The following is a 22,783-nucleotide window of genomic DNA, read 5'->3' on the forward strand; positions in this document are numbered from 1 at the left end:
AATAAACGTTAACATCATTTAAAATGATAATAAGTGACAAGGCCCGTCAATTTTGATGGCCTTGTCCTTCACGATAAGGGGGAGCAGTAGTGGATCTGAACGACTTAAACATTTTCCAGACGGTGGCTGCTCATGGCAGTGTCAGCAAGGCGGCAGCCGAGCTTAGCTATGTCCAGTCCAATGTAACGGCCAGAATCAAGCTACTGGAAAAGGAGCTGCAAACGCCTTTATTTTATAGACATAAGCGGGGCATGATCCTCAACGCAGAGGGCAAGCGTCTGTTGCAATATACGAAAAGCATTTTGTCGCAATTCGAGGAAATGAAACATGCGTTTCAGAGTACCTCAGCGCCTTCGGGGGTGTTGGAGATAGGGATCGTGGAGACGGTGATCGCTCTCCCGGCGATTTTACATGCTTACTATAGCAAGCACCCGGATGTCGAGCTGTCCCTCAAGGCAGGGGTTACGGAGCACCTGGTACAGGAGGTTGCGGAGATGAGGCTGGATGGTGCCTTTGTGACCGGACCGGTGAAGCATCCCCTCATTGAACAGTTGGATGTGTTTCAGGAAAAGCTGGTCCTTGTTTCCCAAGGAGATGACTTTTCCGTTGAGGATGTAACGACCCGTCCGCTCCTTTTATATAAAAAAGGCTGCGGCTACCGTGGGCGGCTGGAAACCTGGCTCAAGATGGAGGGCATTATTCCCAAGCAGATTATGGAGTTTGGAACATTCGAGACGATTATCGGCAGTGTGGCGGCTGGCATCGGAATGACGGTTTTTCCTGAATCCTCCATCAGCGGGCTGGCTGCTCAGGGTCTGGTGCATTGTCATGCAATGCCTGAGCCGTACAACGAAGTGACAACGGTATTTATCCGTCGTAAGGAAGCCTATGTGACCAGTACCTTGCAGTCTTTTATGGATGAAATTATCGCCCAGACGGGGGCATAGCTTTAACTCCTGGGCTCGGGTACAATGAGAATGAATTGATCTCATTTTTACTTCCTGAAGGAGGGCTATTATGTTCAAAATATATCCGGCTGCTTCCCGATTCAGCTTCGATAAGGGATGGCTGCGGGGCAGTCACAGCTTTTCATTCGCGGAATATCAGGATGAGAACAATACAGAGTTTGGCCCCATGCGTGTCTGTAATGACGACGTGATTGCACCGGGACGGGGCTTTGGGGCGCATCCGCACAGTGACATGGAGATTGTCTCCATCGTACTCTATGGAGAGCTGCGCCATGAGGACAACCGTGGACATGTGGCGGTGACCCGTTTTGGAGGCATTCAGCGAATGTCGGCGGGCCGCGGCATCGTCCATACGGAGCACAACGCTTCGCAAACAGAGGATGTCAGTCTGCTGCAATTGTGGTTTAGCCCGCTTACGAGAGGACTGGAACCGTCGTATGAAGCTACTGCGTTCAACCCTGAGCGATTGCACGGTCAGCTTTTGCCTGTCGTTGCCGGGAAGCGTGTTCCAGGCACAGATGGCGAAATAGCTGCGATTAATCAGGATTTGACGATTTATTTAAGCAAGCTTCAGACCGGAGAGCGTGTGGAATTCACACAGTCCGAGGGGCGACGCGTGTTCTTGTTTGTTATCGAAGGCTCACTGCGTGTGAACGGTGAACATATGCTGAACGGGCGCGATTCGGCCCGCATTGAGCAGGAGCCGAAGCTGTCACTGGAGGCACAGGAGCCTGTCTTTTACATGCTGATAGATTTGCCCTAAAAGGAGGTGCGCGCAATGGCGCAGCAGGAAACATGGCTGATCAAGCATGCCGTCACGGGTCGCAGCTTTGCTGACAGCCGCAAGCAGGTATTCGATTGCCATCTGGAATCGGTGGACGGCGTGTTTCGCTTCACGCTTCAAGAGCTGCCGCGTGAGGCGGCGGAGGTGATTGTGCGTTATAGCGGGGAACTGAATGTATTCCGTTTTGTAACGCCGGAGAACGGAGCAGTTGTGAAGCATTGGTATTACGTTAACCCGGAAAACGTGAAATATAATGATCAGACAGGCGAGCTTACACTCGAAGCTGATTCTAAGATTGAATATCATCCCGAGGAGTATTGGGGAGATTAACACCATTTTATATTGAATTTTTGAAGTGGCTGTCCAAGTAAGGTGCGAATGTGAAGCTCACATAAAAAACCCGGGTCCTTCGCACCTCGAATTTGTCGATAAAGGCTTGGAAAGGGTGTTGGCGATAAAAGTCAACGCTTGATTCAACTCTTATCGGCATCGTTTATTACGGAAATGTGAGAGATTGATACCATTGGGGTATGAATCTTTCCATACCGTAACGTCGCACTACCCCACATATCTACATTTGCTCCTTCAAAAACATTCAAGAAGATTCCCCCCTTTAACACAAGGACGTGGCCTCAAACAAAACTGTTTTATACCATCCCATCTACCCCATACACAACCTTTGCATTTTTTCGTCTGTTTTGGTGGTCCTTTCATGTGTAGCAAAATTCCTTTCGTCTGCTTCTTCTTCAAAACCTTTTCAACCTTTCAAGGCAATAAAAAAGCCACCCAAATGAGTAACTTGTATCTGCCTATGTATTTATAGCACCAAAGTAACACAGGCACTTATTAAAACCCGAAAAAATAAACAGCGATAAAACCTATTCCCGCAAGCGGGATGCAAAACGCTTCGCTGTTGCATAAAAGCATTTGTACTAAGTTACTAGAGAGGAATGACAAGACCATTTTACTGATCACCGAGACTCGAAAGCTGTAGTGTATTCCTCATTTGATTTTCCATGATACAAATTTACCACATCAAAAGTCTAACGAACGGCCATCATTCGGTCATAAATTGTTCAATAAACAGTCACTTTTCATAGGCTATAATAACCATCATCGGGTTATTCACAAGTGTAGCCGAGAAACACGCCGAAAACTTACGTTTCCCAAAGAGTTACTCCTCATCGATTCGACTACCATGACGGTGGGAAAAAAACACGACTACCCTGGGCTCCTTATCACGGGGAGCGTGCAGGTATTAAACTTCATGTCGCTTTACGAGTCCAAAATGGGCAACCCCTTCGGGTGGTCGAAACGCTCCAAACATGATGGCCCCGTGAGTGAAGCGTTGGCTCAACCGGACTACATTGTGGTGATGGACCGTGCTTATGGGAAACTGGAGCGTCTGGACGACTTCAAAATCCAAGGACAATCTTTTGTCATTCGGCTTCGCGAAAACGTCAAATTTGGAGAAACCTCATGCACTTTCCCGTCTCAAGAAGGCAGATTCATCCGTCATTCGGGATATCACTTGCCAGTTGGGGACACCGCAGTGTCGTTCCGAGCAACGTCATCGTGTGGTGATATTCCGGGATTTTGAAGGTCGAGAAATCCGAGTCGTTACCGATTTAATGCAGGTCACGGCGGAACAAATCGCACAGATGTATAAAGCTCGATGGCAGATTGAGGTCTTTTTCCGTTGGATCAAGCAACATTTGAATATTCCAACGCTGTTTGGCACGACCGAAAATGCGGTTTATGGGCAACTCTTTTGCGCGCTCATCGTTTATGTCCTGCATAAATGGTTATTTGATGCCGCTCAAGGGACGTGGCCCAAACATGCCATTCTTTCTTTTGCTCGATTTTCTCGTCTTTTTCTTCTGCAAAATCTACCGGTGGAATGGCTGATCCAGATTCAGCATGTTCTTCTTAAGCGTGTCTCTGCTTCTATGAATCAAATTACTTATTCTGGTTAATCAACAGACGTGCTACTATATCCCTCTATTTTACAAAAAACATATAATTCATGTTAGTATATTGATGAATATACCAAATTTATGAAGAGAGGATTGATTTTATGCAAAAGTTTAAGCAATTGGGTATCGCGTCATTATCAGCTCATATGTTGTCATCGTTTACATTTCTGCTTTCGCCAATGCTCAAGCTGCAAACAACGTAGAATCTTCTATAACTTCAGAGACTAAGATTGACTTGGAAAATGGAATTGTTGATGAAAGAGTAGAGCAAGAATTAAGACAAGTTGATTATGATGACCTTTTCAAAACTGTAGGCACTAATCTTGGACTGGTCGATACTCAACGTCCATCTGGAGAAGTAAGTACACAAGGCTGGAGATCAAAGTTCGCAAAAGAAGTAGCGTTAGAATTAATTTCTAAACTAAAGAATATTGGATCACGTGCTTGGAATGAACAGATAAAAATTTATGTAGATAAGATACCGCTTTTGACCGACGGTGCAAAAGAAACTTTGAAATATTATCTTGGCTATCAAGTAATAATGCAAGCTTTGGATATCATGGTAGATTTCACAGGCACAGCAGAGGATGGTCTTGCTTACGCCTTAAAATATGTTGGATTGCCTGCATGGTTGGCCGAACCCGCATCGAGAGCAATTGTCTTCTTCCTGCTGTAAAACCGAACAAAAGGGGGACTAAACGTGTACATACTCGCATTGATTATACTTATTACTACAGGTTTGGTATCCATTGCTGATATTCTGTTCGATATAAAAGATTCAGGTGAAGGAATCAGGTTGATGGTTAAAACTTCACAGGCTCTATTTTTCTTATCATTGTTGTTTTTTGTAGTAAAAAGCGGTACCAAGAAAAAAGACTGAAATCATCAAACATAGAAAAAGGGTGGAGTTGATAAAATATATCACTCCACCCTTGTTTGTTATGGTAGCCTGGCTTAACAAACAACTTCACTTCCATAGTTTATTTGTTCTTTAATCACTTCCAGTCTCAATGCAGCAGCTAAAATGCTTAATGCCTCGATCTTGATCGTACTCTCGCTAATTCCCATCTCCCCGCAACTGATATAATCAAATTCAGCCTCATTGTCTAAATAGCTCCTCTGAATAACCTCACGCTGAATGTTGGAAAGTTTGCTCATTGCCATATCAAGGAGCCGATCTTTAGCCTGAAACCTTGCTTCCTTGTCCACGTTGTACGTAGCGATGTCCTCCGTTTGTTTGCTGATCGCGTTGGTGGACTGATGCTCTCTATATGAATACGCCTGCGTAATTGCCGCTTCGCGCCGTACAAAACCAATCTGCTGATACTGCCGAACCGTCTCCAGATATTCCTCCACGGCAAGGCGGATCGCTTTATGATCAATCGGTAGAATGTTAAAAGTTAATTGTAAGTTGTTTTTCTTCTTTTCCCCATTATCGCTATCCTCTCACCCTTGGTATAATTTGGTGAGATTTAGTCGATTGACCCCCGCGACCCGGAAAAGGAATACGGGGGTTGTTTGTACTACTCCGAGATGCATACCGTGCAGAACTCGTCCCATTCGGCCTGACATTCTTTCAGACTCTATCCGCTTACCAAGTCTCATGGATAGCCGTATTCCATCAATAATTTTCGATAATCTGTAGTCATTTTAATATCTAATCCCTTCTGTTCTATTAGACATTCGCAGCTAACAATCTGACCCCTTAACAGGTCGTATAAAATCTCTTCACTCTAACAAGCAAGCCATCTAACGAAAGACTAGCTTTTCTGAAATATAGTATTCCTTCCTCTACAACCTCAACAAATGCCTCGAACATCAGCCAGATCGCCGTTCCGAGTTGCGTTGAAACATGTCTCGTAAATACATATGTCGCACTCTATATGATAAACTGCGCCCAACTTTAGACATGGGCTTAAGATGTCACAGAGGACTGTAGTTGGTATTCTTCCGGAGACAGTCTTTTGATCTTCTCCTTGGTTCTAGCAAGGTGGCTGAGAACTGCTACACCAACTGTTGGAAAGTATTCTGGTTTGTTATGCGAATATTGAAAAAAGACTATTGACTTTGGCAAACGTGCATAGGTCTTTACGTAAATGGGACAAGGTTGAGGAAATGGCGCGGCAAATGAGAGGGAAAGCGGAAGTACATTATTCAAAAAAACATCAAGCGAAACGAAATTCCCAAGAACTTGAGAAAGAGACAAAGGGACCTTATTTGGATACATCGGATAACATCCTTTGGATTTATTTTTGTTTATTTTGAAAGCGTAGTACTGTTATTCTTTGATTCTGGTCCGGCGTAGCTTAAATAATCTTTCCAAATAAAATTTCAGCAACCGCTATTGACAAATCGATCGTCAACTCTTATGTTATACATATCGAATCGATATATATAAATTCGCTACATGTAAACAGATATAAGTTCCCTTTGATTTCAGAAGGATAATTCACTATGCAAGGAAAGAAGGGATAGATTTTATGTTGATTTATGTAATACTTGGGTTCCTCTGTGAAAAGGATATGACAGGATATGAAATCAAGCAGAAGATGGCGTTAAGTACTTCCAACTTTATTGATGCCAGCTTCGGAAGCATATATCCTATGCTGAAAAAAATGCAAAAGAGGGAGCTTATCACGTATGAAGAAGTGGTAGAGGAAGGCAGATTCAAAAAATCATATGGTATCACGGAAAAAGGGAAGAGTGAATTTATAGAATGGTTAAAAACACCATGTACTTTTTCCCCTTTTAATTATGAGTATTTGAATAAGCTTTTCTTCTATAAATATCTTGACGAGCTTGAGGTTGTTCGATTGATTGCCAGCTTTCAAACCACTGTCGCCTGTGAACATAACAAGCTTGCCTTGATAGAAGAGAAGCATGTTCATGAGATGGGTGTATATGAGCACGCGACGTTGATGTTTGGCAAAGAATATTTTCAAATGATTATGAATTGGCACGATGAACTCACAAGAAAAATTATAGGAAAGAAGGATAATGAAGATGAGAATGACAAAGAAATTTAAATTGCAGATTGCAGCTAAAAATGTGGATTTGTACAAATGGGTAACTGAGATGACTCCAGCTGAATATGAAACATTTTCAAAAGCTCACAAGGCAATGGGCAGTTATTTTGAAAATGATGAATTCTATATGGTTAATGTGGAAAATATGGGGAATGAAATGATTGTTCAGCACTATCAATTAAAAGAGCACGCAGAGGATCATTTGCGTTTCTACTCTGACAAGACTGAAGCATATATATGGCGATGGATACCCGCCATTGTTGGAGTTCCATGGGAAATGAAGATCACGCCTATTGATAACAACTCTTGCGAATTTAGTTGTACGATTGGAGCGGACTTTCCATCTCGGCTACTGGCTTTTGCAGCATGGATAAATGGTTTTGGTGGATTCTTTATGAGAAAACATTTAGCCGATGAGGGCGGAAAATTTGCTGAAGATATAGAAAAGAAATTTAATAACGTCAGGTATGTATAATTCATGAATGAGCTGATCAGAAGATCGGAGGTGCTTAAATGTAAGCAAAGCCAATCCCCGCTAACCTTAACTGGTCGGCGGGGATTTTTGTTGAAGAATCTAAGGAACAGTGTGTTGAAGATCTTACAGGAAATTTAGGCTTTAACTGGTTCAGGTCGTTTTAATTGAAGAGGAGGAGGTATTAGCCACCCCTTTTCTTTGTTCATTTTTAGAATACGAACTCCCAAAGCAGTCTTAGTTAGATGATATTTCGCAAATAAAGCCCCGATGTCTACTCTAATGGATTGACCCATAGCTTGGCTGCAAGATGTCAATCCCACAGAGGTATCTAATGCGATTTTAGCTGCAATTTCGGGATCAGTAAACCTTGCACCAGCCGGGATATCCTCAAGTTTCACAGGGGGTCTTTCAGGCATAATAGGGGCTGGGGCAATACCATTATCAGTAAGCATTGCGTCGCATTCTTGGATTTCCAGTTTAGCTTGATCAATAAGATCATCCAGTACTTTTTTGAGTTCTTTATCTCCTGCGTGGTTTGAAAATGCTTGGTAAAATGAAACGCTGCCCTTTGCTAACGCCGAAAACTGCCACACACTATAAATTTCTCCGTAATGCATGGGCTCGTCTTTTGGATTCCCGCTTAGGATACCCATTATAAAAACCACTCCTTGTTTATTTTAATGTTGTACAAATTTATGATTCCCAGTAGTGAAGATTTAATGTGAAGGTAAGAGTAATGCTTTCATTACAAATAATGTATAAGAAATAAGTTCTACTGGGCATGCTAAATACATTAAAGAATTGATTGGAAACACAAATTTAAAGGAGTGGTTTAGGCATGTTGAAAAAAATGAAGATAATGGTTGTTGTTGCATTAATGATTTCAAGTTTTGGAGCGGTAGTAGCATTTGCTGAAAACAATGAAACCAATATGGGCACAAAGGACAATGGTAGAACACAAATGCTGACTACTAATAATAACGATGACGATAATGATAATTGGGGATGGCTTGGTCTGTTAGGATTAATTGGATTGGCAGGGTTAAGACGTCGCGACCATGAAAACCACAAAAAAAGATAATCGTAAGTAATAGCTCAAAAAACACCTTAAAATCCCTGCTGTCCTTAACTGGTCGGCGGGGATTGTTTTGTTGAAGGAATTACCACATCGTTCATCGAATGATTATCGAGGTGATCAGCATGAACCATACATATAAAGTGTTAAAATCGGATATAGAACTATTTGCAGCTGCATTAAGCCAGGTAAGATGGGGATTTATTTTATGGGAATTTTCAAAAAAGTGTTCGTACCCATTTTGGCATCGGTATTACTCTGCGCAACTATTTTACCTTCAGTAGGTAGTGCGGAGCAATTGACTGAGTCAGAGGAAAATCAGATCCAAACCGAAGTTATTCAGACCGACCGTGGAGAAGTAACTATAACAACAAACTTTAAAGACGACGCCCATCGAATAACTACTGTTGTCCCTATCGGGTGTACTCCATGAACAAATTTTTAAAACGTTATGCGGGTATTTTGCTAGGCTATGCAATAGGCATAGGAATTTTTTATGCACTGGGATATAAGCTGAATGCTATGATGTTTTATATTATTTTGACTGGAACTGTAACTGGAGAGATAATCAATTTTACATTGTCAAAACGAGAGAAATAAAAAAAGCTCTGCTAACCTAAATTGGTCGGCAGAGCAGGGCGGTGGCGATGGGAAGCACCATCCGACTGCGCAGTGGCGCAATAGGTAACTTTTAAGATCAGATTAAAAGAAGACTCCAAAACCACCTTAAAGTGGAACTGGAGTCTTCTCTTTGTGCTTATTGGATACATAATCCTTTGCAGGCTGGTACATCCTACATGTCATATTCCTGATCGGCCATTCGTAGAGGGGGATAACGATGAAGAAAGTACACTTTCCCAAGCTGCCGAGATTACCGTGGAGCCGGCGCACGATTCCGGCTGCAGATCGCAAGACACGAAATTACGATGCTCTTAAAGGACTGCCTGAACCATCATGGTTGGAACAGCCGCTGCGGAGCAGTCTGGAAGACAATTTGACTGCTTTGCGTGATATTTTCAAGGATTGCTCTGATTTCGTCTATCGAGAGCTGATGATTTCCCCTGAACGCAAAGGGATGTTGGCTTATATTGAAGGCACGGTGAAATCGGAGGATTTGCAGGATCATATCCTGCGGCCTTTCATTTTGGGCATGATGCTTAAGGACCCCGAGGTAAACGGAACATTAGATCCGCTGGATGAAACTCGGATTTCCATGTCCCAGACCAAAACGATGGATCAATGGAAAATGGTCTCGGCGGCGATACTGGACGGCAATGCCGCCTTGTTCGTAGACGGTAAGTCTCGTGCGTATATCTTCAGTGCTAAGGGAGGCGTTCGCCGTGGCGTGGAGGAGCCTCAGACCGAGGCGGTTATTCGTGGGCCGCGTGAAGGATTTACCGAGACCCTTCGTGTAAATACCGCTTTGCTGCGATTCAAGCTGAAGACCTCCAAGCTCAAGATGCACAGCATGACCATGGGAACACAAACCCAAACAGGTGTTGTACTTACCTATATCGAGGGTATCATAGATCCGAAGCTGGTGGAGGATGTAAAAAAAAGGCTTAGCGATATCGAAATAGATGGTGTGCTGGAGACAGGATACATTGAGGAACTGATTGAGGATCACCCTTTTTCACCGTTTCCGGAAATGGAATACACGGAACGTCCGGATACGGTTACCGCGCAATTGCTGGAAGGACGTTTTGCCATTTTTGTGGACGGTACGCCCTTTGCCCTGATTGGGCCAGTCACGATGTGGCAGATGATGCAAGCGAGCGAAGACTATTACGAACGCTTTTTCATCAGTAATATGGTGCGCTGGATTCGGTTTCTTTTTCTCATATTAGCCCTCTTTTTGCCTGCATTATATGTAGCGGTCACAACTTATCATCAGGATATGCTGCCGACGACGCTCATTTTGAGTATTGCGGCGGCGCGTGAATCTATCCCTTTCCCCGCCCTGGTGGAAGCATTGATTATGGAGATTTCCTTTGAGGCGTTACGGGAAGCGGGGATTCGTCTCCCCAAAACGGTCGGCCAGGCTGTCAGTATCCTCGGCGCGCTCGTTATCGGTCAAGCCTCTGTACAGGCGGGAATTGTGTCGGCACCGGTAGTTATTATCGTGTCACTCACAGGTATTGCGTCGTTTACTATTCCGCGTTTTAACTTTGCTATCACCGTTCGTTTGCTGCGGTTTCCGATCATGCTGATGGCGGGGGTATTCGGATTGTTTGGAATCATTATCGCAACCACACTGCTCGCTACACATTTAACCCAGCTAACGTCGTTTGGTGTGCCTTACATGAGCGGGTATAGCCCGTATAATCACATGGACCAAAAGGATATCGTCGTTCGTGCGCCATGGTGGAAATTGACCAAACGACCTTCCTGGATTGGAAAAGGCAACAACAAACGAGCGAAGGAAAAGATGAATGGATCGCCTACAACCGAGGAGGGATGGTGATGAAGAAGCCCGAAGGATGTAATGCAGGAAAAGTGTGTAAAGCGGCTGTGCTCGGTTGTTTGTTGCTTTGTTCTGTTCTTTTGGGGGGATGCTGGGATCGTCGTGAAGTGAACGATGTAGCCTTTGTAATGGGTACCGGTTTGGATAAGGAAGGGGATCAATACCGTGTAACGATGCAAATTGCTCTCCCCGGACAGCTCGGTTCTTCGGGAAGCACAGGAGGTGGGGGAGGCACAAGGGGAACGAAATCCTATTATCTGGAGTCCAAGATAGGTCCAAGCTTTCGGGGAGCAAGCGCCGAGGAACAGCGGGGAGTTTCACGAACGCTGAATTTCTCCCATCGACGGGTACTATTATTCGGCGAGGCACTGGCACGTGAGGGGATCAGCAAATTTATGGATGTATTGGCGCGTACTCCGCAGAACCGTCTGTCTTCGCTGGTAGTCATCACGAAGGGCTCGGCGCTGGAAGTGCTTCAGGCGGATGCCCCGATTGAGCAATATCCAGCAGAGATGGTGCGTGAGCTCAACTTTGCATATATGAAGAAACCCCGCTCCATTAAGTTGTTTATGAATTCAGTCCTGCTGGATGGTATTGATCCGGTTGTGCCGGTGATGTCTCTCGTGAAAAATGGTCCCGCTAACATAAAGGACAAGAAGACGAATATTCAGGTGGATGGGCTGGCTGTATTTCGCAAAGACAGGGTAACAGGGATTATCGATAACCATCTAAGTCGGTTTCTACTATTGGGGATGGAGCAGGCCAAGGATACGGAGATATTCATTTCTCCTCCTAAAAGTGCTGGTTATATATCCGTTCATCTCATCGAAAATAGCGTCCATATCAAGCCTCATATTCAGGGGATGATATACGAATGACCATTCGTCTGAACTGCAATGGGAATGTAAGGGAGCATGAGACAACTTTCGATATATCCAATGAGGAAAATTTGAAGTGGCTGGAGCAGCAGGCTGCCGAAGAGATCAAGAAAGAGCTGGGTGAGGCTGTCCGGGTTATTCAGCAAAAATATCATTCAGACATACTTGGCTTTGGCCGGGCTATCATTATGAGTCGTCCAGATGAATGGAAACGGATTAAACCTCGATGGGAGCAATTGTATCCCAAGGTGGAGGTCACCATAAACCCGATCGTGCATATTGAGAATATCGGTGCGATCACCAAACCATTCGGGATCAAAAAGGAGCAAATCCAGAATGAATAAAGTATTTTTGTTACCCTTGGTGCTGGTTATGCTGTTCATGTATCTGATTGAACGCAAAAGTCTGAAAGCTGCACCTGCCGTCAATCGCTGGGTCTCACGCGTATTGTATGTCATTAGCATGGGTCTCTGGATCTACGGAACCTCGACAAAGAGTTCCGTTTATGTGGCCACATGGCTAAGCCGTTTTATTGATATGTGGCTCCCTCCTGCGTTGTAACGAGCGCAAGATGCCTGTGGGAAAAAGGAGGTCTCCTGTATGAAACAGTTCACAACCAGACAAATCGTGCTGCTTGGTATGTTGATGGAGGTCAGTATTACCATTGTGCATGCTCCGACGCAGGCAGCAGATTACGCGCATCAGCATGCCTATTGGACCTGTGCGATTGCTGCCATCGTAATATGCTTGCCGATCTGGGCGATGTTGAAGCTTAAGCGGCGTTTTCCGGATCAGGATCTGCTACAGGCCATAGTCAGTTCTCACCCCGTGCTAGGGCGTATGCTACTTGTGGTTTATATTGTTTTATTTCTGATCATTTTTGCACGAGATATGAGAATTATTACTGATCTGGTGGAAATTGTACTTTTGCCGCTGACTCCGATTGTTGTCATATCCCTTATTATGCTGCTGACCTTAACGTTCATGGCCAAGGGCGGTATAAGCACCATTGTGAATATGGCGGAGATTTTTGTACCGTTGTCGATTCTGACGATTCTGACGATGCCGCTCTTTTTCGGGCGTAGTATGGATTTTTCGGAACTGAGACCGATTTTGCACCCGGATGTAAGTGGAGTTATCAAAGGTAGCTGGCGTATGCTCGGATATATGGCAGATATTATGATGTTGCCTTTTGTGATTTCGGGAAAAAGCTATGGTCCCCGGAGTGCGTGGCTTGGACATTTGACCGGAACCGTTTTTATCATTATCATGGTGCTGCTGTCGGAGCTGGTTATCGGTATTCCCATCTTGTCGCGGCTGTTTTATCCATCGTATGAACTGGCGCGTCAATTGCAGTTAACCGACTTTCTGGATCGGTTCGACTTGTTTGTGGCTGCACTGACTGTACCAACCCTGCTTACAAAGATTGGTGTTGATCTGTATGTAACCAGTTTGGCGGTAAAGCGCATGTTTGCCCACACACGGGGGAGTCTGATGGTTTGGCCCGTAGGCTTGTTGGGTTATGTCTGTTCCTTTATGCTGTTCTCTAATATCGTCCAAATTTATGATTTCAGCCGGGAATGGACGATGGTAATGGTTATTTTCTTTGTTTTCATGCCTTTTGTGCTATGGCTGCTGCTCCGATCCAAGCCTAAAGAAGATAGCAAATATCCTAAGCCATCTGGAGAGAAGCAGGATAGTGTGAGTCAGCAGGATAGCACGAGCCAGCAAGAAAGCCAACAGGCAGGCAGAACAGGACAAGCTAACTTATAAGTTTACTATATTCATTGGAAAAAGAATTCTTATTTGTCTTTCAGCCCTCTAATTGTATACTTGGTAGAAAGGATTATGACTTCGATTTCTACAAGGGAGGGAACAGGATGGCACAACGCATGGCAGGCAAGAGAGTTGCCCTTGCCGGTCCCCGTAAAGCAGACGAAATGGCATTGCTGGTTGCAAAAATGGGAGGCGAGCCAGTGCAGCGTCCGGCCCAGGGTACGGTTTTTCTGGATGATATTGAGCTGCGCAATGCGGTTGTATCGTGGGTGAAGCAGCCGCCGGACTGGAACATTTTTACGACAGGTATGGGGCTGGACGCGCTGTTCGATATGGCGGAGGATATGGGCGTGGCGGAGCAGATTATGGAGCTGCTGCAATCCTCGAACATTGCGGCGCGCGGCTACAAGACGGTCAATGGACTCAAAAAGCGTGGCTTCATACCAGATGTACGGGACGAGGATGGAAGTTTGGACGGGTTGACGCGTGCTTTTGCGCCGTATGATCTGAAGGGGAAGGAAGTGCTGTTGCAGTTGCATGGTGATCCGACCCCACGGCTGGTGAAATGGCTGGACGAGCAGGGGGCAGTTACCCGGCAGGTGCTCCCTTATAAGCATATTCCACCCGAGGAAGCGAATTTGCAAGCACTGCTAGCGGATATCGTAAATCGTAATGTTGATGCAGTTACGTTCACCAGTGGTCCGCAAATCCGCTTTTTGTGCCAATATGCGAGGGAACAGAAGCAGATGGAAGACGTGCTGGAAGCTTTTCGCCATGATGTGATCGCTGTGTCGGTAGGCAAGGTGACGGCGCAGTCCATTTTGGAGGAAGGTATTGAACGGATCGTGTTTCCAGTGGAGGAACGAATGGGCGCGATGATGGTGGAGCTGGGAAGATATTTTGAGCATAGCGCCTCGGTGCACGGCTACGGTCTTGAAGTTGTGAACTGAAAACTAACCTATATCCTTGTGATAAAGGGTAAAATAAAGATAAGGGCCTACAGGGTCTTTATCTTTTTTTGTTGGAAATGCATCGACAGAAGTTTTTGTTATAACGAAAATATTTATTTAATATAATGAAAAAGCCTCGATGCGGGATACCAGAACAGGAGCTGAGACATTATGAATTCCATTTGTGTATTTGCCGGGTCCAGACCCGGACATTCATCGGTATATCTTCAGGAGGCAGGCAAGCTTGGAGAGGCTATGGCCCGACATCATGTTCGTCTGATCTATGGAGGCTCCAGCAAGGGGCTGATGGGTGAGGTCGCAGATGCGATGCTGGCCGGGGGCGGTCAGGTCACCGGGATTATGCCGACCCTGTTATTCGATGCAGAGATTATTCACCGGGGAGTCACCGAATTTATTGAGGTGGCAAGCATGCATGAACGCAAAGCGGTCATGAGCGAAATGGCGGATGCCTTTATTGCCCTTCCGGGGGGATTGGGAACATTTGAAGAGCTGTTCGAGGTGCTGTGCTGGGCGCAAATCGGCATTCATCGCAAGCCCATCGGGCTGCTGAATGTGAACGGATATTTTGACCCGTTGGCGGAAATGGTGCGTCATAGTGTGCGCGAGGGATTTACCGGAGTTGACCATCCAACGCTGCTGAGTATCTCTGCGGACCCGGACGAATTGTTGCATATGTTAAAAAATAAGGCAGAGAACTTGAAATAAAGCGTTTTTCATGCTTGCACAACTGATTGAGCCAAGGTTATGATAAGACCCATAATCAAATAGCGGACAGACAAGGTGCCTTTGTGATAGCGAAGGGTAACAGGGAATCGGGTGCAAGTCCCGAGCGGTCCCGCCACTGTAAGGAAGAGGATTTTTTCAGACGTCACTCGTGAGAAAACGGGGAAGACGAAAAAATCTGTTGATGCCGAGCCAGGAGACCTACCTTGATCTGTATGCACCGTTAACCTTCGCGGAGAGGATGGGTGTACGAAATCAGGAAATCAGGCGCACGCTGCTTTTTCCATGTTGGTTGCAGGTTTGCGTGGAGCTGAACATGCAGAAGCATTTCAAGCGTGAACAGGCAGATGGAAAGCAACGGCACGATGGCGGAAGACAAGAAGTGTCTTCTTATGCTGTGTCCGTCTGATGATACGATGCGTACATAGGAAACCCATCCGGGCAGGATGGGTTTTTTTTAGTTACAGGATGTCCATATATAAGTGAAATAGATAGAAGTGTGGAAAACATAGCATAGATTTAAGAAGGAGGATAACGATGAGCCCATTAGGAAAATTGCTCGTGATTGGATTCGGACCGGGGGATATGGAACATATCACCAAACGGGCGCTGGACGCGCTGGCCGAGAGTGAGGTCATTATCGGTTACAACACCTATGTAGATCTGATCCGCCCGTTGTTGAACGGACAGGAGATTGTGCGCACAGGCATGACAGAGGAAGTGAGCCGTGCGCAGGAGGCGGTTCGACAGGCGGAGATGGGCAAGAAGGTAGCCGTCATTTCCAGTGGAGACGCAGGCGTATATGGCATGGCCGGGCTAGTGTACGAAGTGCTGATGCAAAAGGGCTGGCGCCGTGAGGACGGGGTTGAGGTAGAAGTCGTGCCGGGAATATCGGCGATTCAGTCCTGTGCTTCGCTGTTGGGTGCGCCCGTCATGCATGATGCATGCACGATCAGTCTGAGTGACCATTTGACCCCTTGGGAAACGATTGTGAAACGTGTAGAAGCGGCAGCTTCGGCGGATTTTGTCATTGCACTGTACAATCCGCGCAGTGGTCGGCGTACACGCCAGATAGTTGAGACGCAGTCCATTTTGCTGCGCTACCGTGATCCGCAGACTCCGGTAGGGCTGGTCAAGAGTGCTTATCGCGACCGTCAGCAAGTAATTGTGACGACGCTGGAGAACATGCTCAACCATGATATCGGTATGCTGACGACCGTCATCATCGGCAATTCTTCGACGATGGTGTATGACGGTCTGATCGTGACGCCGCGCGGGTATCAGCGCAAGTATACGTTGGGTGCGACCGAGCAGGCGCTCAAGCCGCATCAGCGGCTCCGCACGGAAGCGGAGCCGTGGTCGCTGGGTGCGGAAGAGGATCGCGCGCTGAATGCGTCGCAGACAGGCGCAGCACCCGCAGTGCCAGCCCCTGCGGGAGCTGGCGGGACCGCGCCCGCGCCTTCCGCGAGCGGTGCTGCTGCGGTTGCCACGCAGGCACGCCCGCAAGCGGTGGCTGCCGTGCAGGCCGCGCCTTCGGCGCAAGCCGGGGCGGCCCCGGCATCGCTGGCAGCGGAGGCGCTGAGCCGCCTCGCTGCGGGCGGCAAGCTGCCGGGCGAAGCGAGCGCGCGCTGGAACGGGCAAGCGCCCGCCGTGAGCGTCGCCGGAACGGCAGCCGTGGCCGGAGCGGTGGCTACGGCCGGGACAGCGACAGGCAGCTTTGGCAAGCCTGCGCTGTTTGAGGTGGGCGTTTCCCCCGGCGTGGGAAACAAGAAGTTCACCGCTCGCCAGATGGCGCTGCTCGCCGAGGTAGCGGGTGATGAAGGCGAGCTGGAGTACACGCCGGATCACCAGATCGTGCTGCGCGTGCCGTGCGCGGACCCGGAGGAGCTGGTAGGGCGGCTACGGGATGAACGATTCATCGTGATGCCGATTGGCGATGTGTTTAAGATGAAGGCGTGCGACTTCTGCAATATGGAGAAGGATGACGCTGTGCCTGTGGCGGAGCATCTACAGGTTGTACTGGGCGGATTGCAGGCACCCAAGGAAACGAGCATTGCTTTGAACGGCTGCGGTATGGCCTGCTATGGAGCGGTGCTGGAGGATATCGGGATTGTGTACCGCAAGGGAGGATATGATCTGTTCCTCGGCGGCAAAAAATTCGGACGCAACGCTCATGCCGCTCAACCTGTGGCAGAGGGCATTCCGGGGGATCAGATTACGGATATCGTTGAGAATGTCATCGCTGAATATAAGGAAAAAGGGCATCCGAACGAGCGTTTTCATAAATTTTTCAAGCGTGTGGGCGTGGTAGCGGGTTTTCGGCATGAAGATGCGCCTGCAATAGTGGAAGTGAATGCCGTCTGTGGCGATTAATGGGCTAGAAAGCCTGTTTTTATGGATGTAAGCATATAGATAAAATAGGGCGTCTTGCAGGTCATCCCTATTTTGATGAGGAGGAAAATACAGCAGTGAATGCAATATTGTTGGTTGGACATGGAAGTCGGGACCCGGAGGGGAATCAGGAGCTGATGGAATTTGCACAGGCGGTGGCAGATCGGGTACCGGATATGTGCGTGGAAACCTGTTTCCTGGAGTTGGCACGTCCCGGCATTGCCGAAGGAGTGCAGACATGTGTGGAAAAAGGGGCGACGCGTGTCGTTCTTATTCCGATTATTTTGTTCGCAGCGGTACATGCCAAAATTGATATTCCGATGGCGATTGACCGGGCAAAGGCGAAATATCCGCAGGTGGAATTTGTATACGGACGTCCGATTGGCGTTCACGAAAAATTGTCAGTATTCTGCAAAGCCGCTTGAAAGAGGCCCGTCCGGTTGCGGTTCCAGCCGGTATGGATAGCGCTGTGGAGGCTTCTGCCGAGGTGACGGATGAAGAAACGGCTGTGCTGGTGCTGGGACGCGGAAGCAGCGATCCGGATGCGAACAGCGACTTTTTCAAAATTACCCGTATGCTGTGGGAAAAACTCCCGTATACGTGGGTGGAGAGCAGCTTTATCGGTGTGACTCAGCCCTCTTTTCCAGATGGCTTGGAACGCTGTCTACGTCTAGGTGCCAAAAAAATCATCGTGCTCCCATACTTTCTATTCACGGGTGTGCTGATTAAGCGTATCGGAGAAATGACAGAGGAATTTGCGGAGTCTCATCCTGAATTACACGTGGAAATGGGCGGATATTTTGGGTTCCATCCACAATTGGTCGAGCTGGTGCTGGAGCGTGCCAACGAAGGCTTGGTTGGCAAGGTGATGGCCAATTGCGATAACTGCCAGTTCCGTCTGGAGGCGCAGGAGCACCACCATCATCACCACGACCACGACCATGATCACGATCACGGACATGACCACGATCACGGACATGACCACGATCACGGACATGACCACGATCATCACGATCACCATCATGATCATCACGACCATGACCACCATGCACATGGACACGATTATCATCATGAGGAACACTCACATGATCACGAGCATGAGCATGTACATGCGCACAGCCATGATGGCCATGATCATGAACACCACCACGATCATTCACATACGCCGTCTATGGTGAACGGGAGCGGCATTTCTGGCAGCGGGCAGGTGAAGGGCTCATGATATTCATGCTATGCGGAACGAGCGATGCTCGGGAACTGGCGCTGCAAATCCGTGACAACGGCTTCAAAGTATTGGCCTCCGTCGTAACAGAAAGCGCGGCAGCGAGCCTGTCCGAAGTGGGGCTGGACGTACGTACAGGTCGAATGACAGCCGATGAAATGGCAGCAGTGGTTCGGGAACAGGGAGTGCAGACTATCGTTGATGCCAGTCATCCTTTTGCAGAAGAAGCACATGCGAATGCCATGACAGCAGCCCGCGAGTCCGGGGTTCCTTATGTTCGCTATGAGCGGGCAGGGCTGGTGTATGACAATCATTCGTTACTTCACATCGTACCTTCCTATGAGGAAGCCGCATTGGAAGCGAAGCAGCTCAAAGGCTCCATCATGCTTACAACAGGCGGCAAGACGCTCGGCACGTTCACCAAGCATTTGCTGGGAGACCCGGATATTCGTTTGGTTGCCCGCATGCTCCCGCGTCTGGACAATATGGAGAAATGCGGCGAGCTGGGCATGGAGCAAAAAAATATTATCGCCATGCAGGGACCTTTTTCCCGCGAGATGAACGAAGCATTGTACAAGCATTTCGGCACGACGGTGATGGTCACCAAGGAAAGCGGACGAACGGGAGCGGTAGATGAGAAGGTTCAATCTGCCCTGGAGCTGGGGATTCATGTCATTTTGATATCCAGACCGGAAGTGGAATTTGGCACCGTATTTGATCATTTTGACGGAGTGATCGACGCACTGCGCACAACCAAAGTGGACCCTTCGATCTGAACTATGACCCTGTGAATCTGATCGATCCGGGTAATTAACAACCCAGTAAATCCGATAAATCCAGAACTTTTTCTGACGTGTATTTAAAATATAGTCATCTTAAAATACGTATATAAACTAATTTTCCATAAAGGAGTAGTCGAAACGATGGATTTTAAAACAGATTTCAAACCGTTAACGGTGCAGCCGCAGGAGATTGAGGGCAAAAGCTTCGAGATGATCACGGAAGAACTGGGAGAGCATCCTTTTACAGAAGCGCAATATCCAGTCGTACAACGTGTGATTCACGCGTCTGCTGATTTTGAACTGGGCCGCAGCATGGTGTTCCATCCGAAAGCGATTGAAGCCGGGGTTGCAGCCATTCGCGCAGGGCAGCAGGTCGTTGCTGACGTGCAAATGATTCAGGCGGGACTCAGCAAGGATCGTATCCGTCAGTTTGGCGGAGATGTGCATGTGTACATTTCGGACCCGGACGTGATGGAGGAAGCAAAAAGACTGAATACGACACGCGCCATTATTTCGATGCGTAAAGCGATTCAGGCAGGCGAAGGCGGTATCTATGCGATTGGTAATGCGCCGACAGCGCTGCTGGAGCTGATTCGTCTGGTGAAAGAAGGAGCGGCCAAGCCCGGCCTGATTATCGGAATGCCTGTCGGCTTCGTATCGGCGGCAGAATCGAAGGACGAGCTGCGCAAGCTGGATATTCCGTTCATTACGAATATTGGGCGCAAGGGTGGCAGTACCATCGTCGTGGCGGCATTGAATGCGATCTCCTTAATGGCTGTCCGCTAGATGCGGTTGTCTGTTTGCTGTATCATGAAATGAATTGGAGCATGATCAGCATGAGAGGTTAAGGAGGAATGGGCATGGAAAAGGAAGCGGCGTCCGCCGACAGACCCAAACGGATGAAAAGTGGTGAAGCCCCCGCGCCGGACAAGCCGATGCGGTCAGGCTTTACAACCGGAGCCTGTGCGGCTGCGGTTGCCAAGGGAGCGGTGCAACTGCTCATCACGGGCATTCCGCCGAAGGAAGCGGTGATATCGCTGCCAGCGGGATTCGATCATGCGTTTGAGCTGATCGAGCCTGTGCTGAACGCGGACGAGGCTTCCTGCACGACGATCAAGGACGGCGGCGATGACCCGGATGCGACGCATCAGGCGAGAATTATCGCGTCTGTTAGCTGGCGTGAGGAGCCGGGCATTGAGCTGGACGGAGGCATCGGCGTGGGGCGGGTGACGAAGCCCGGCCTGCCTGTACCTGTCGGGGAAGCAGCGATCAATCCTGTGCCGCGCCGGATGATTACGGAGGCCGTCACAGGCGTGCTTGAAGAGCATGGATCGGCCAAAGGTGTCCGTGTCGTCATCAGCGTACCGGACGGCGAAGAAATCGCCAAGAAGACGCTGAATGGGCGACTTGGTATTCTTGGCGGTATTTCCATACTGGGTACGCGAGGTGTGGTGGTTCCATTTTCCACGTCGGCTTATAAAGCCAGTGTCGTGCAGGCCATATCGGTTGCGCAAGCGATGGATTGCAAGGAAATTGTCCTGACCACAGGCGGCAGCAGTGAAAAATATGCAATGCAAATGTACGATCAGCTGACGGAAGAAGCCTTTATTCAGATGGGCGATTTTGTCGGCTTTGCAATCAAGCATGGAAAACGGCTGGGAATGAAGAAAATTATTCTTGTCGGCATGCCCGGCAAGCTGTCGAAGGTCGCTCAAGGTGTCATGATGGTTCATTCCAAGAGCGCCCCGGTGGATTTTGGCTTTTTGGCCGAGGTCGCGCGTGAAGCGGGTGTGGACGAGTCGCTTGCAGCAGCGGTGGCCGAGGCAAATACAGCTACCCAGGTGGCGGATATGATGACCGAAGCGAATGCGTTGAGCTTTTTTGAAAAGCTGTGCACCTATGGCTGTCAGCATTGTCTGGAGCATGCAGGTGGCGGAATCGTTGTAGAAATGGTACTGGTAACGATGAAAGGGAATGTGCTGGGGAGGGCGAGAGTCGGTGAGTAGAGTGATCCGTGTCATTGGTATCGGCGAAAATGGAGCGGCAGGTCTGTCGCAGGAGACGCTGGAGCGAATCGAGCGTGCGGACGTGCTGGTTGGCGGAGAGCGCCAACTGGCCTTTTTTCCGACAGCCGCAGGCGAAAAACGAACATTAAAGAGCGGCTTCTCCGCCGTGGTGGAAGAATTGGGACGTTTGCGTGAGGACAAGGATATTGTCGTGCTTGCGTCAGGCGATCCGCTTTTTTTTGGAATTGCAGGGTATTTGTCCGCCAAGCTGGGGGCTGAGCATCTGGATATTTTGCCGCATCTCAGCTCGGTTCAGTTGGCATTTGCACGTCTGGGAGAGAGCTGGCAGGATGCGGTGCTGGAAAGCGTACACGGCCGTCCGATGACCGGACTGGTTCAGCGGATCGACGGACAGCACAAGGTCGCGCTGCTGACGGACGACCGGAATCATCCCGCCGCAGTCGCTGCCTATCTGCTGCATTATGGCATGACGGAATACGATGCCTTTGTCGGCGAGCATTTGGGCGGACCGGGTGAGACGTATCGGCATTATACGCTGGAAGAAATGGCGCAGGGAACGTTCCAACCATTGAATGTGGTTATTTTGCGCCGCCGTAAGGGTGCGGACGTGCCTGCGATTCGTCGGGGATTTGGTTTTGAGGATGCGGAATTTCACCAGCGCAAGCCGGAAAAAGGGCTAATTACGAAGCGTGAAGTGCGCGTGTTCAGTTTGTCCGAGCTGCGTCTGACGGAGCGAAGCATTGTATGGGACATTGGAGCAGGGTCCGGCTCTGTAGCTGTGGAGTGTGCGCGGCTGGCGAAGTACGGGCAAGTGTTTGCCATTGAGAAGAATGAAGGCGATCTCGCCAATGTGGAAGCGAACAAGATCAAATTCCGCACCGATTTTCCGGTCATTCACGCCAAAGCGCCTGCCGGACTGGACGAGCTGCCAGACCCGGATGCGGTGTTTATCGGCGGAAGCGGGGGAGAGCTGGCGGAGCTGATCCGTCTGTGTTCTTCTCGTCTGCGTGCGGATGGACGAATCGTAGTGAATGCCGCAACGATTGAAACGCTGCATGACGGCATGAAGGCGATGCAAGAAGCGGGGCTGGAAACCTCGGTGACGTTACTGCAAACAGCGCGTAGCAAGCCGATTTTGAATATGACGCGTTTTGACGGACTGAATCCGATATATGTCATTACAGGGCGGCCGTCGGTGGAAGCGGCTGACGAGGTAGCAGGGGAGTAATTTGGTAGATCAAGAGG

General features: G+C 48.3%; 24 protein-coding genes, 3 pseudogenes and 1 riboswitch. Of the genes and pseudogenes, 25 read left to right on the top strand and 2 right to left on the bottom strand.

Going from position 1 to position 22,783, the window contains the following annotated elements; translation table 11 throughout:
- Positions 1-89 precede the first annotated feature (89 nt).
- From ASL14_RS14300 to ASL14_RS14330, 7 genes are all read left to right on the top strand, one after another.
- On the top strand, positions 90-947 hold the full coding sequence (locus ASL14_RS14300; protein ID WP_134912080.1) for a LysR family transcriptional regulator: 858 nt from the start codon (positions 90-92) through the stop codon (positions 945-947).
- A gap of 70 nt (positions 948-1,017) precedes the next feature.
- The gene (locus ASL14_RS14305) at positions 1,018-1,731 is read left to right on the top strand and encodes a pirin family protein (RefSeq protein ID WP_134912081.1); all 714 of its coding nucleotides are present in this window, start codon (positions 1,018-1,020) and stop codon (positions 1,729-1,731) included.
- 15 nt (positions 1,732-1,746) lie between these two features.
- Positions 1,747-2,082, top strand: a complete 336-nt coding sequence (locus ASL14_RS14310) for a hypothetical protein (RefSeq protein ID WP_134912082.1) — start codon at positions 1,747-1,749, stop codon at positions 2,080-2,082.
- 868 nt (positions 2,083-2,950) lie between these two features.
- Positions 2,951-3,352 (top strand): hypothetical protein, encoded by a 402-nt coding sequence (locus tag ASL14_RS29590; RefSeq protein ID WP_442953153.1) that lies wholly within the window; start codon positions 2,951-2,953, stop codon positions 3,350-3,352.
- Positions 3,291-3,728: a transposase gene (locus tag ASL14_RS29595; protein ID WP_442953154.1), complete on the top strand. Its 438-nt coding sequence runs from the start codon at positions 3,291-3,293 to the stop codon at positions 3,726-3,728. Before ASL14_RS29590 ends, ASL14_RS29595 begins: the two co-directional genes overlap by 62 nt.
- A 235-nt stretch (positions 3,729-3,963) precedes the next feature.
- A complete protein-coding gene (locus tag ASL14_RS14325; protein WP_134912083.1) occupies positions 3,964-4,404 on the top strand; it encodes a hypothetical protein in 441 nt (146 codons plus the stop codon).
- A 24-nt stretch (positions 4,405-4,428) separates the two neighbouring features.
- Positions 4,429-4,608, top strand: coding sequence for a hypothetical protein (locus ASL14_RS14330; RefSeq protein WP_134912084.1), 180 nt, complete (start codon positions 4,429-4,431; stop codon positions 4,606-4,608).
- A gap of 74 nt (positions 4,609-4,682) precedes the next feature.
- On the opposite strand, the gene ASL14_RS14335 is transcribed toward ASL14_RS14330, so the two are convergent.
- Positions 4,683-5,084: an ArpU family phage packaging/lysis transcriptional regulator gene (locus tag ASL14_RS14335; RefSeq protein WP_237171576.1), complete on the bottom strand. Its 402-nt coding sequence runs from the start codon at positions 5,082-5,084 to the stop codon at positions 4,683-4,685.
- 702 nt (positions 5,085-5,786) lie between these two features.
- Between ASL14_RS14335 and ASL14_RS28115 the strand changes: the two are divergent.
- The 3 genes and pseudogenes from ASL14_RS28115 to ASL14_RS14350 all read left to right on the top strand — a co-directional run.
- A pseudogene (locus ASL14_RS28115) lies at positions 5,787-5,942 on the top strand (transcriptional regulator); the annotation flags it as partial.
- A gap of 266 nt (positions 5,943-6,208) precedes the next feature.
- The gene (locus ASL14_RS14345) at positions 6,209-6,754 is read left to right on the top strand and encodes a PadR family transcriptional regulator (RefSeq protein WP_134912086.1); all 546 of its coding nucleotides are present in this window, start codon (positions 6,209-6,211) and stop codon (positions 6,752-6,754) included.
- Complete coding sequence (locus ASL14_RS14350; protein ID WP_134912087.1) at positions 6,732-7,229, top strand: hypothetical protein; 498 nt, start codon at positions 6,732-6,734, stop codon at positions 7,227-7,229. The genes ASL14_RS14345 and ASL14_RS14350 overlap by 23 nt, the downstream gene beginning before the upstream one ends.
- A gap of 134 nt (positions 7,230-7,363) precedes the next feature.
- On the opposite strand, the gene ASL14_RS14355 is transcribed toward ASL14_RS14350, so the two are convergent.
- Positions 7,364-7,882 (bottom strand): DUF3231 family protein, encoded by a 519-nt coding sequence (locus tag ASL14_RS14355; RefSeq protein WP_134912088.1) that lies wholly within the window; start codon positions 7,880-7,882, stop codon positions 7,364-7,366.
- Positions 7,883-8,067: 185 nt separating this feature from the next.
- Here ASL14_RS14355 and ASL14_RS14360 point away from each other — a divergent pair, with 185 nt between their 5' ends.
- From ASL14_RS14360 to cbiE, 15 genes and pseudogenes are all read left to right on the top strand, one after another.
- The gene (locus ASL14_RS14360; RefSeq protein WP_134912089.1) at positions 8,068-8,310 is read left to right on the top strand and encodes a WGxxGxxG family protein; all 243 of its coding nucleotides are present in this window, start codon (positions 8,068-8,070) and stop codon (positions 8,308-8,310) included.
- Positions 8,311-8,733: 423 nt separating this feature from the next.
- Positions 8,734-8,904, top strand: coding sequence for a hypothetical protein (locus ASL14_RS27400; RefSeq protein ID WP_189338161.1), 171 nt, complete (start codon positions 8,734-8,736; stop codon positions 8,902-8,904).
- Between the two features lie 238 nt (positions 8,905-9,142).
- Complete coding sequence (locus ASL14_RS14365) at positions 9,143-10,768, top strand: spore germination protein (RefSeq protein ID WP_134912090.1); 1,626 nt, start codon at positions 9,143-9,145, stop codon at positions 10,766-10,768.
- Positions 10,768-11,990, top strand: a pseudogene (locus tag ASL14_RS14370) (Ger(x)C family spore germination protein). The gene ASL14_RS14365 and the pseudogene ASL14_RS14370 overlap by 1 nt, the downstream one beginning before the upstream one ends.
- Positions 11,983-12,207 (top strand): hypothetical protein, encoded by a 225-nt coding sequence (locus tag ASL14_RS14375; RefSeq protein ID WP_134912091.1) that lies wholly within the window; start codon positions 11,983-11,985, stop codon positions 12,205-12,207. Before ASL14_RS14370 ends, ASL14_RS14375 begins: the two are co-directional and overlap by 8 nt.
- Before the next feature lie 39 nt (positions 12,208-12,246).
- Positions 12,247-13,419 carry a GerAB/ArcD/ProY family transporter gene (locus tag ASL14_RS14380; RefSeq protein ID WP_134912092.1) on the top strand — a complete coding sequence of 391 codons (1,173 nt, stop codon included), beginning with the start codon at positions 12,247-12,249 and terminating at the stop codon, positions 13,417-13,419.
- Positions 13,420-13,526: 107 nt separating this feature from the next.
- The gene (locus ASL14_RS14385; protein ID WP_134912093.1) at positions 13,527-14,372 is read left to right on the top strand and encodes a uroporphyrinogen-III synthase; all 846 of its coding nucleotides are present in this window, start codon (positions 13,527-13,529) and stop codon (positions 14,370-14,372) included.
- Positions 14,373-14,543: 171 nt separating this feature from the next.
- Positions 14,544-15,098 carry an LOG family protein gene (locus ASL14_RS14390; protein WP_134912094.1) on the top strand — a complete coding sequence of 185 codons (555 nt, stop codon included), beginning with the start codon at positions 14,544-14,546 and terminating at the stop codon, positions 15,096-15,098.
- A 57-nt stretch (positions 15,099-15,155) separates the two neighbouring features.
- Positions 15,156-15,339, top strand: a riboswitch (cobalamin riboswitch).
- The gene (locus ASL14_RS27170) at positions 15,298-15,525 is read left to right on the top strand and encodes a hypothetical protein (protein WP_189338162.1); all 228 of its coding nucleotides are present in this window, start codon (positions 15,298-15,300) and stop codon (positions 15,523-15,525) included. (Overlaps the previous riboswitch by 42 nt.)
- A 128-nt stretch (positions 15,526-15,653) precedes the next feature.
- Positions 15,654-17,489, top strand: a complete 1,836-nt coding sequence (gene cobJ / locus ASL14_RS14395) for a precorrin-3B C(17)-methyltransferase (RefSeq protein WP_134912095.1) — start codon at positions 15,654-15,656, stop codon at positions 17,487-17,489.
- A 95-nt stretch (positions 17,490-17,584) separates the two neighbouring features.
- Positions 17,585-18,729, top strand: a pseudogene (locus tag ASL14_RS14400) (sirohydrochlorin chelatase).
- A complete protein-coding gene (gene cobK, locus ASL14_RS14405) occupies positions 18,726-19,505 on the top strand; it encodes a precorrin-6A reductase (RefSeq protein WP_134912096.1) in 780 nt (259 codons plus the stop codon). The pseudogene ASL14_RS14400 and the gene cobK overlap by 4 nt, the downstream one beginning before the upstream one ends.
- Before the next feature lie 147 nt (positions 19,506-19,652).
- Entirely contained in the window at positions 19,653-20,297 is a 645-nt protein-coding gene (locus ASL14_RS14410) for a precorrin-8X methylmutase (RefSeq protein WP_014278561.1), read from the top strand.
- A 74-nt stretch (positions 20,298-20,371) separates the two neighbouring features.
- Positions 20,372-21,517: a cobalt-precorrin-5B (C(1))-methyltransferase gene (locus ASL14_RS14415; protein ID WP_134912097.1), complete on the top strand. Its 1,146-nt coding sequence runs from the start codon at positions 20,372-20,374 to the stop codon at positions 21,515-21,517.
- Entirely contained in the window at positions 21,510-22,766 is a 1,257-nt protein-coding gene (gene cbiE / locus ASL14_RS14420) for a precorrin-6y C5,15-methyltransferase (decarboxylating) subunit CbiE (protein ID WP_134912098.1), read from the top strand. Before ASL14_RS14415 ends, cbiE begins: the two co-directional genes overlap by 8 nt.
- The last annotated feature ends 17 nt before the right edge of the window (positions 22,767-22,783 follow it).

Source organism: Paenibacillus sp. IHB B 3084, from assembly GCF_001447315.1.
Classification (GTDB): Bacteria; Bacillota; Bacilli; order Paenibacillales; family Paenibacillaceae; genus Paenibacillus.

Coding starts and splice junctions, on each gene's coding strand:
- ASL14_RS14310 (WP_134912082.1), top strand. CDS start 1,747: ATGGCGCAGCAGGAAACATGGCTGATCAAGCATGCCGTCACGGGTCGC.
- ASL14_RS29590 (WP_442953153.1), top strand. CDS start 2,951: ATGACGGTGGGAAAAAAACACGACTACCCTGGGCTCCTTATCACGGGG.
- ASL14_RS14305 (WP_134912081.1), top strand. CDS start 1,018: ATGTTCAAAATATATCCGGCTGCTTCCCGATTCAGCTTCGATAAGGGA.
- ASL14_RS14390 (WP_134912094.1), top strand. CDS start 14,544: ATGAATTCCATTTGTGTATTTGCCGGGTCCAGACCCGGACATTCATCG.
- ASL14_RS14345 (WP_134912086.1), top strand. CDS start 6,209: ATGTTGATTTATGTAATACTTGGGTTCCTCTGTGAAAAGGATATGACA.
- ASL14_RS14385 (WP_134912093.1), top strand. CDS start 13,527: ATGGCACAACGCATGGCAGGCAAGAGAGTTGCCCTTGCCGGTCCCCGT.
- ASL14_RS14380 (WP_134912092.1), top strand. CDS start 12,247: ATGAAACAGTTCACAACCAGACAAATCGTGCTGCTTGGTATGTTGATG.
- cobJ (WP_134912095.1), top strand. CDS start 15,654: ATGAGCCCATTAGGAAAATTGCTCGTGATTGGATTCGGACCGGGGGAT.
- ASL14_RS14360 (WP_134912089.1), top strand. CDS start 8,068: ATGTTGAAAAAAATGAAGATAATGGTTGTTGTTGCATTAATGATTTCA.
- ASL14_RS14350 (WP_134912087.1), top strand. CDS start 6,732: ATGAGAATGACAAAGAAATTTAAATTGCAGATTGCAGCTAAAAATGTG.
- ASL14_RS27400 (WP_189338161.1), top strand. CDS start 8,734: ATGAACAAATTTTTAAAACGTTATGCGGGTATTTTGCTAGGCTATGCA.
- ASL14_RS14415 (WP_134912097.1), top strand. CDS start 20,372: ATGGAAAAGGAAGCGGCGTCCGCCGACAGACCCAAACGGATGAAAAGT.
- ASL14_RS14355 (WP_134912088.1), bottom strand. CDS start 7,882: ATGGGTATCCTAAGCGGGAATCCAAAAGACGAGCCCATGCATTACGGA.
- ASL14_RS14410 (WP_014278561.1), top strand. CDS start 19,653: ATGGATTTTAAAACAGATTTCAAACCGTTAACGGTGCAGCCGCAGGAG.
- cobK (WP_134912096.1), top strand. CDS start 18,726: ATGATATTCATGCTATGCGGAACGAGCGATGCTCGGGAACTGGCGCTG.
- ASL14_RS14375 (WP_134912091.1), top strand. CDS start 11,983: ATGAATAAAGTATTTTTGTTACCCTTGGTGCTGGTTATGCTGTTCATG.
- ASL14_RS14365 (WP_134912090.1), top strand. CDS start 9,143: ATGAAGAAAGTACACTTTCCCAAGCTGCCGAGATTACCGTGGAGCCGG.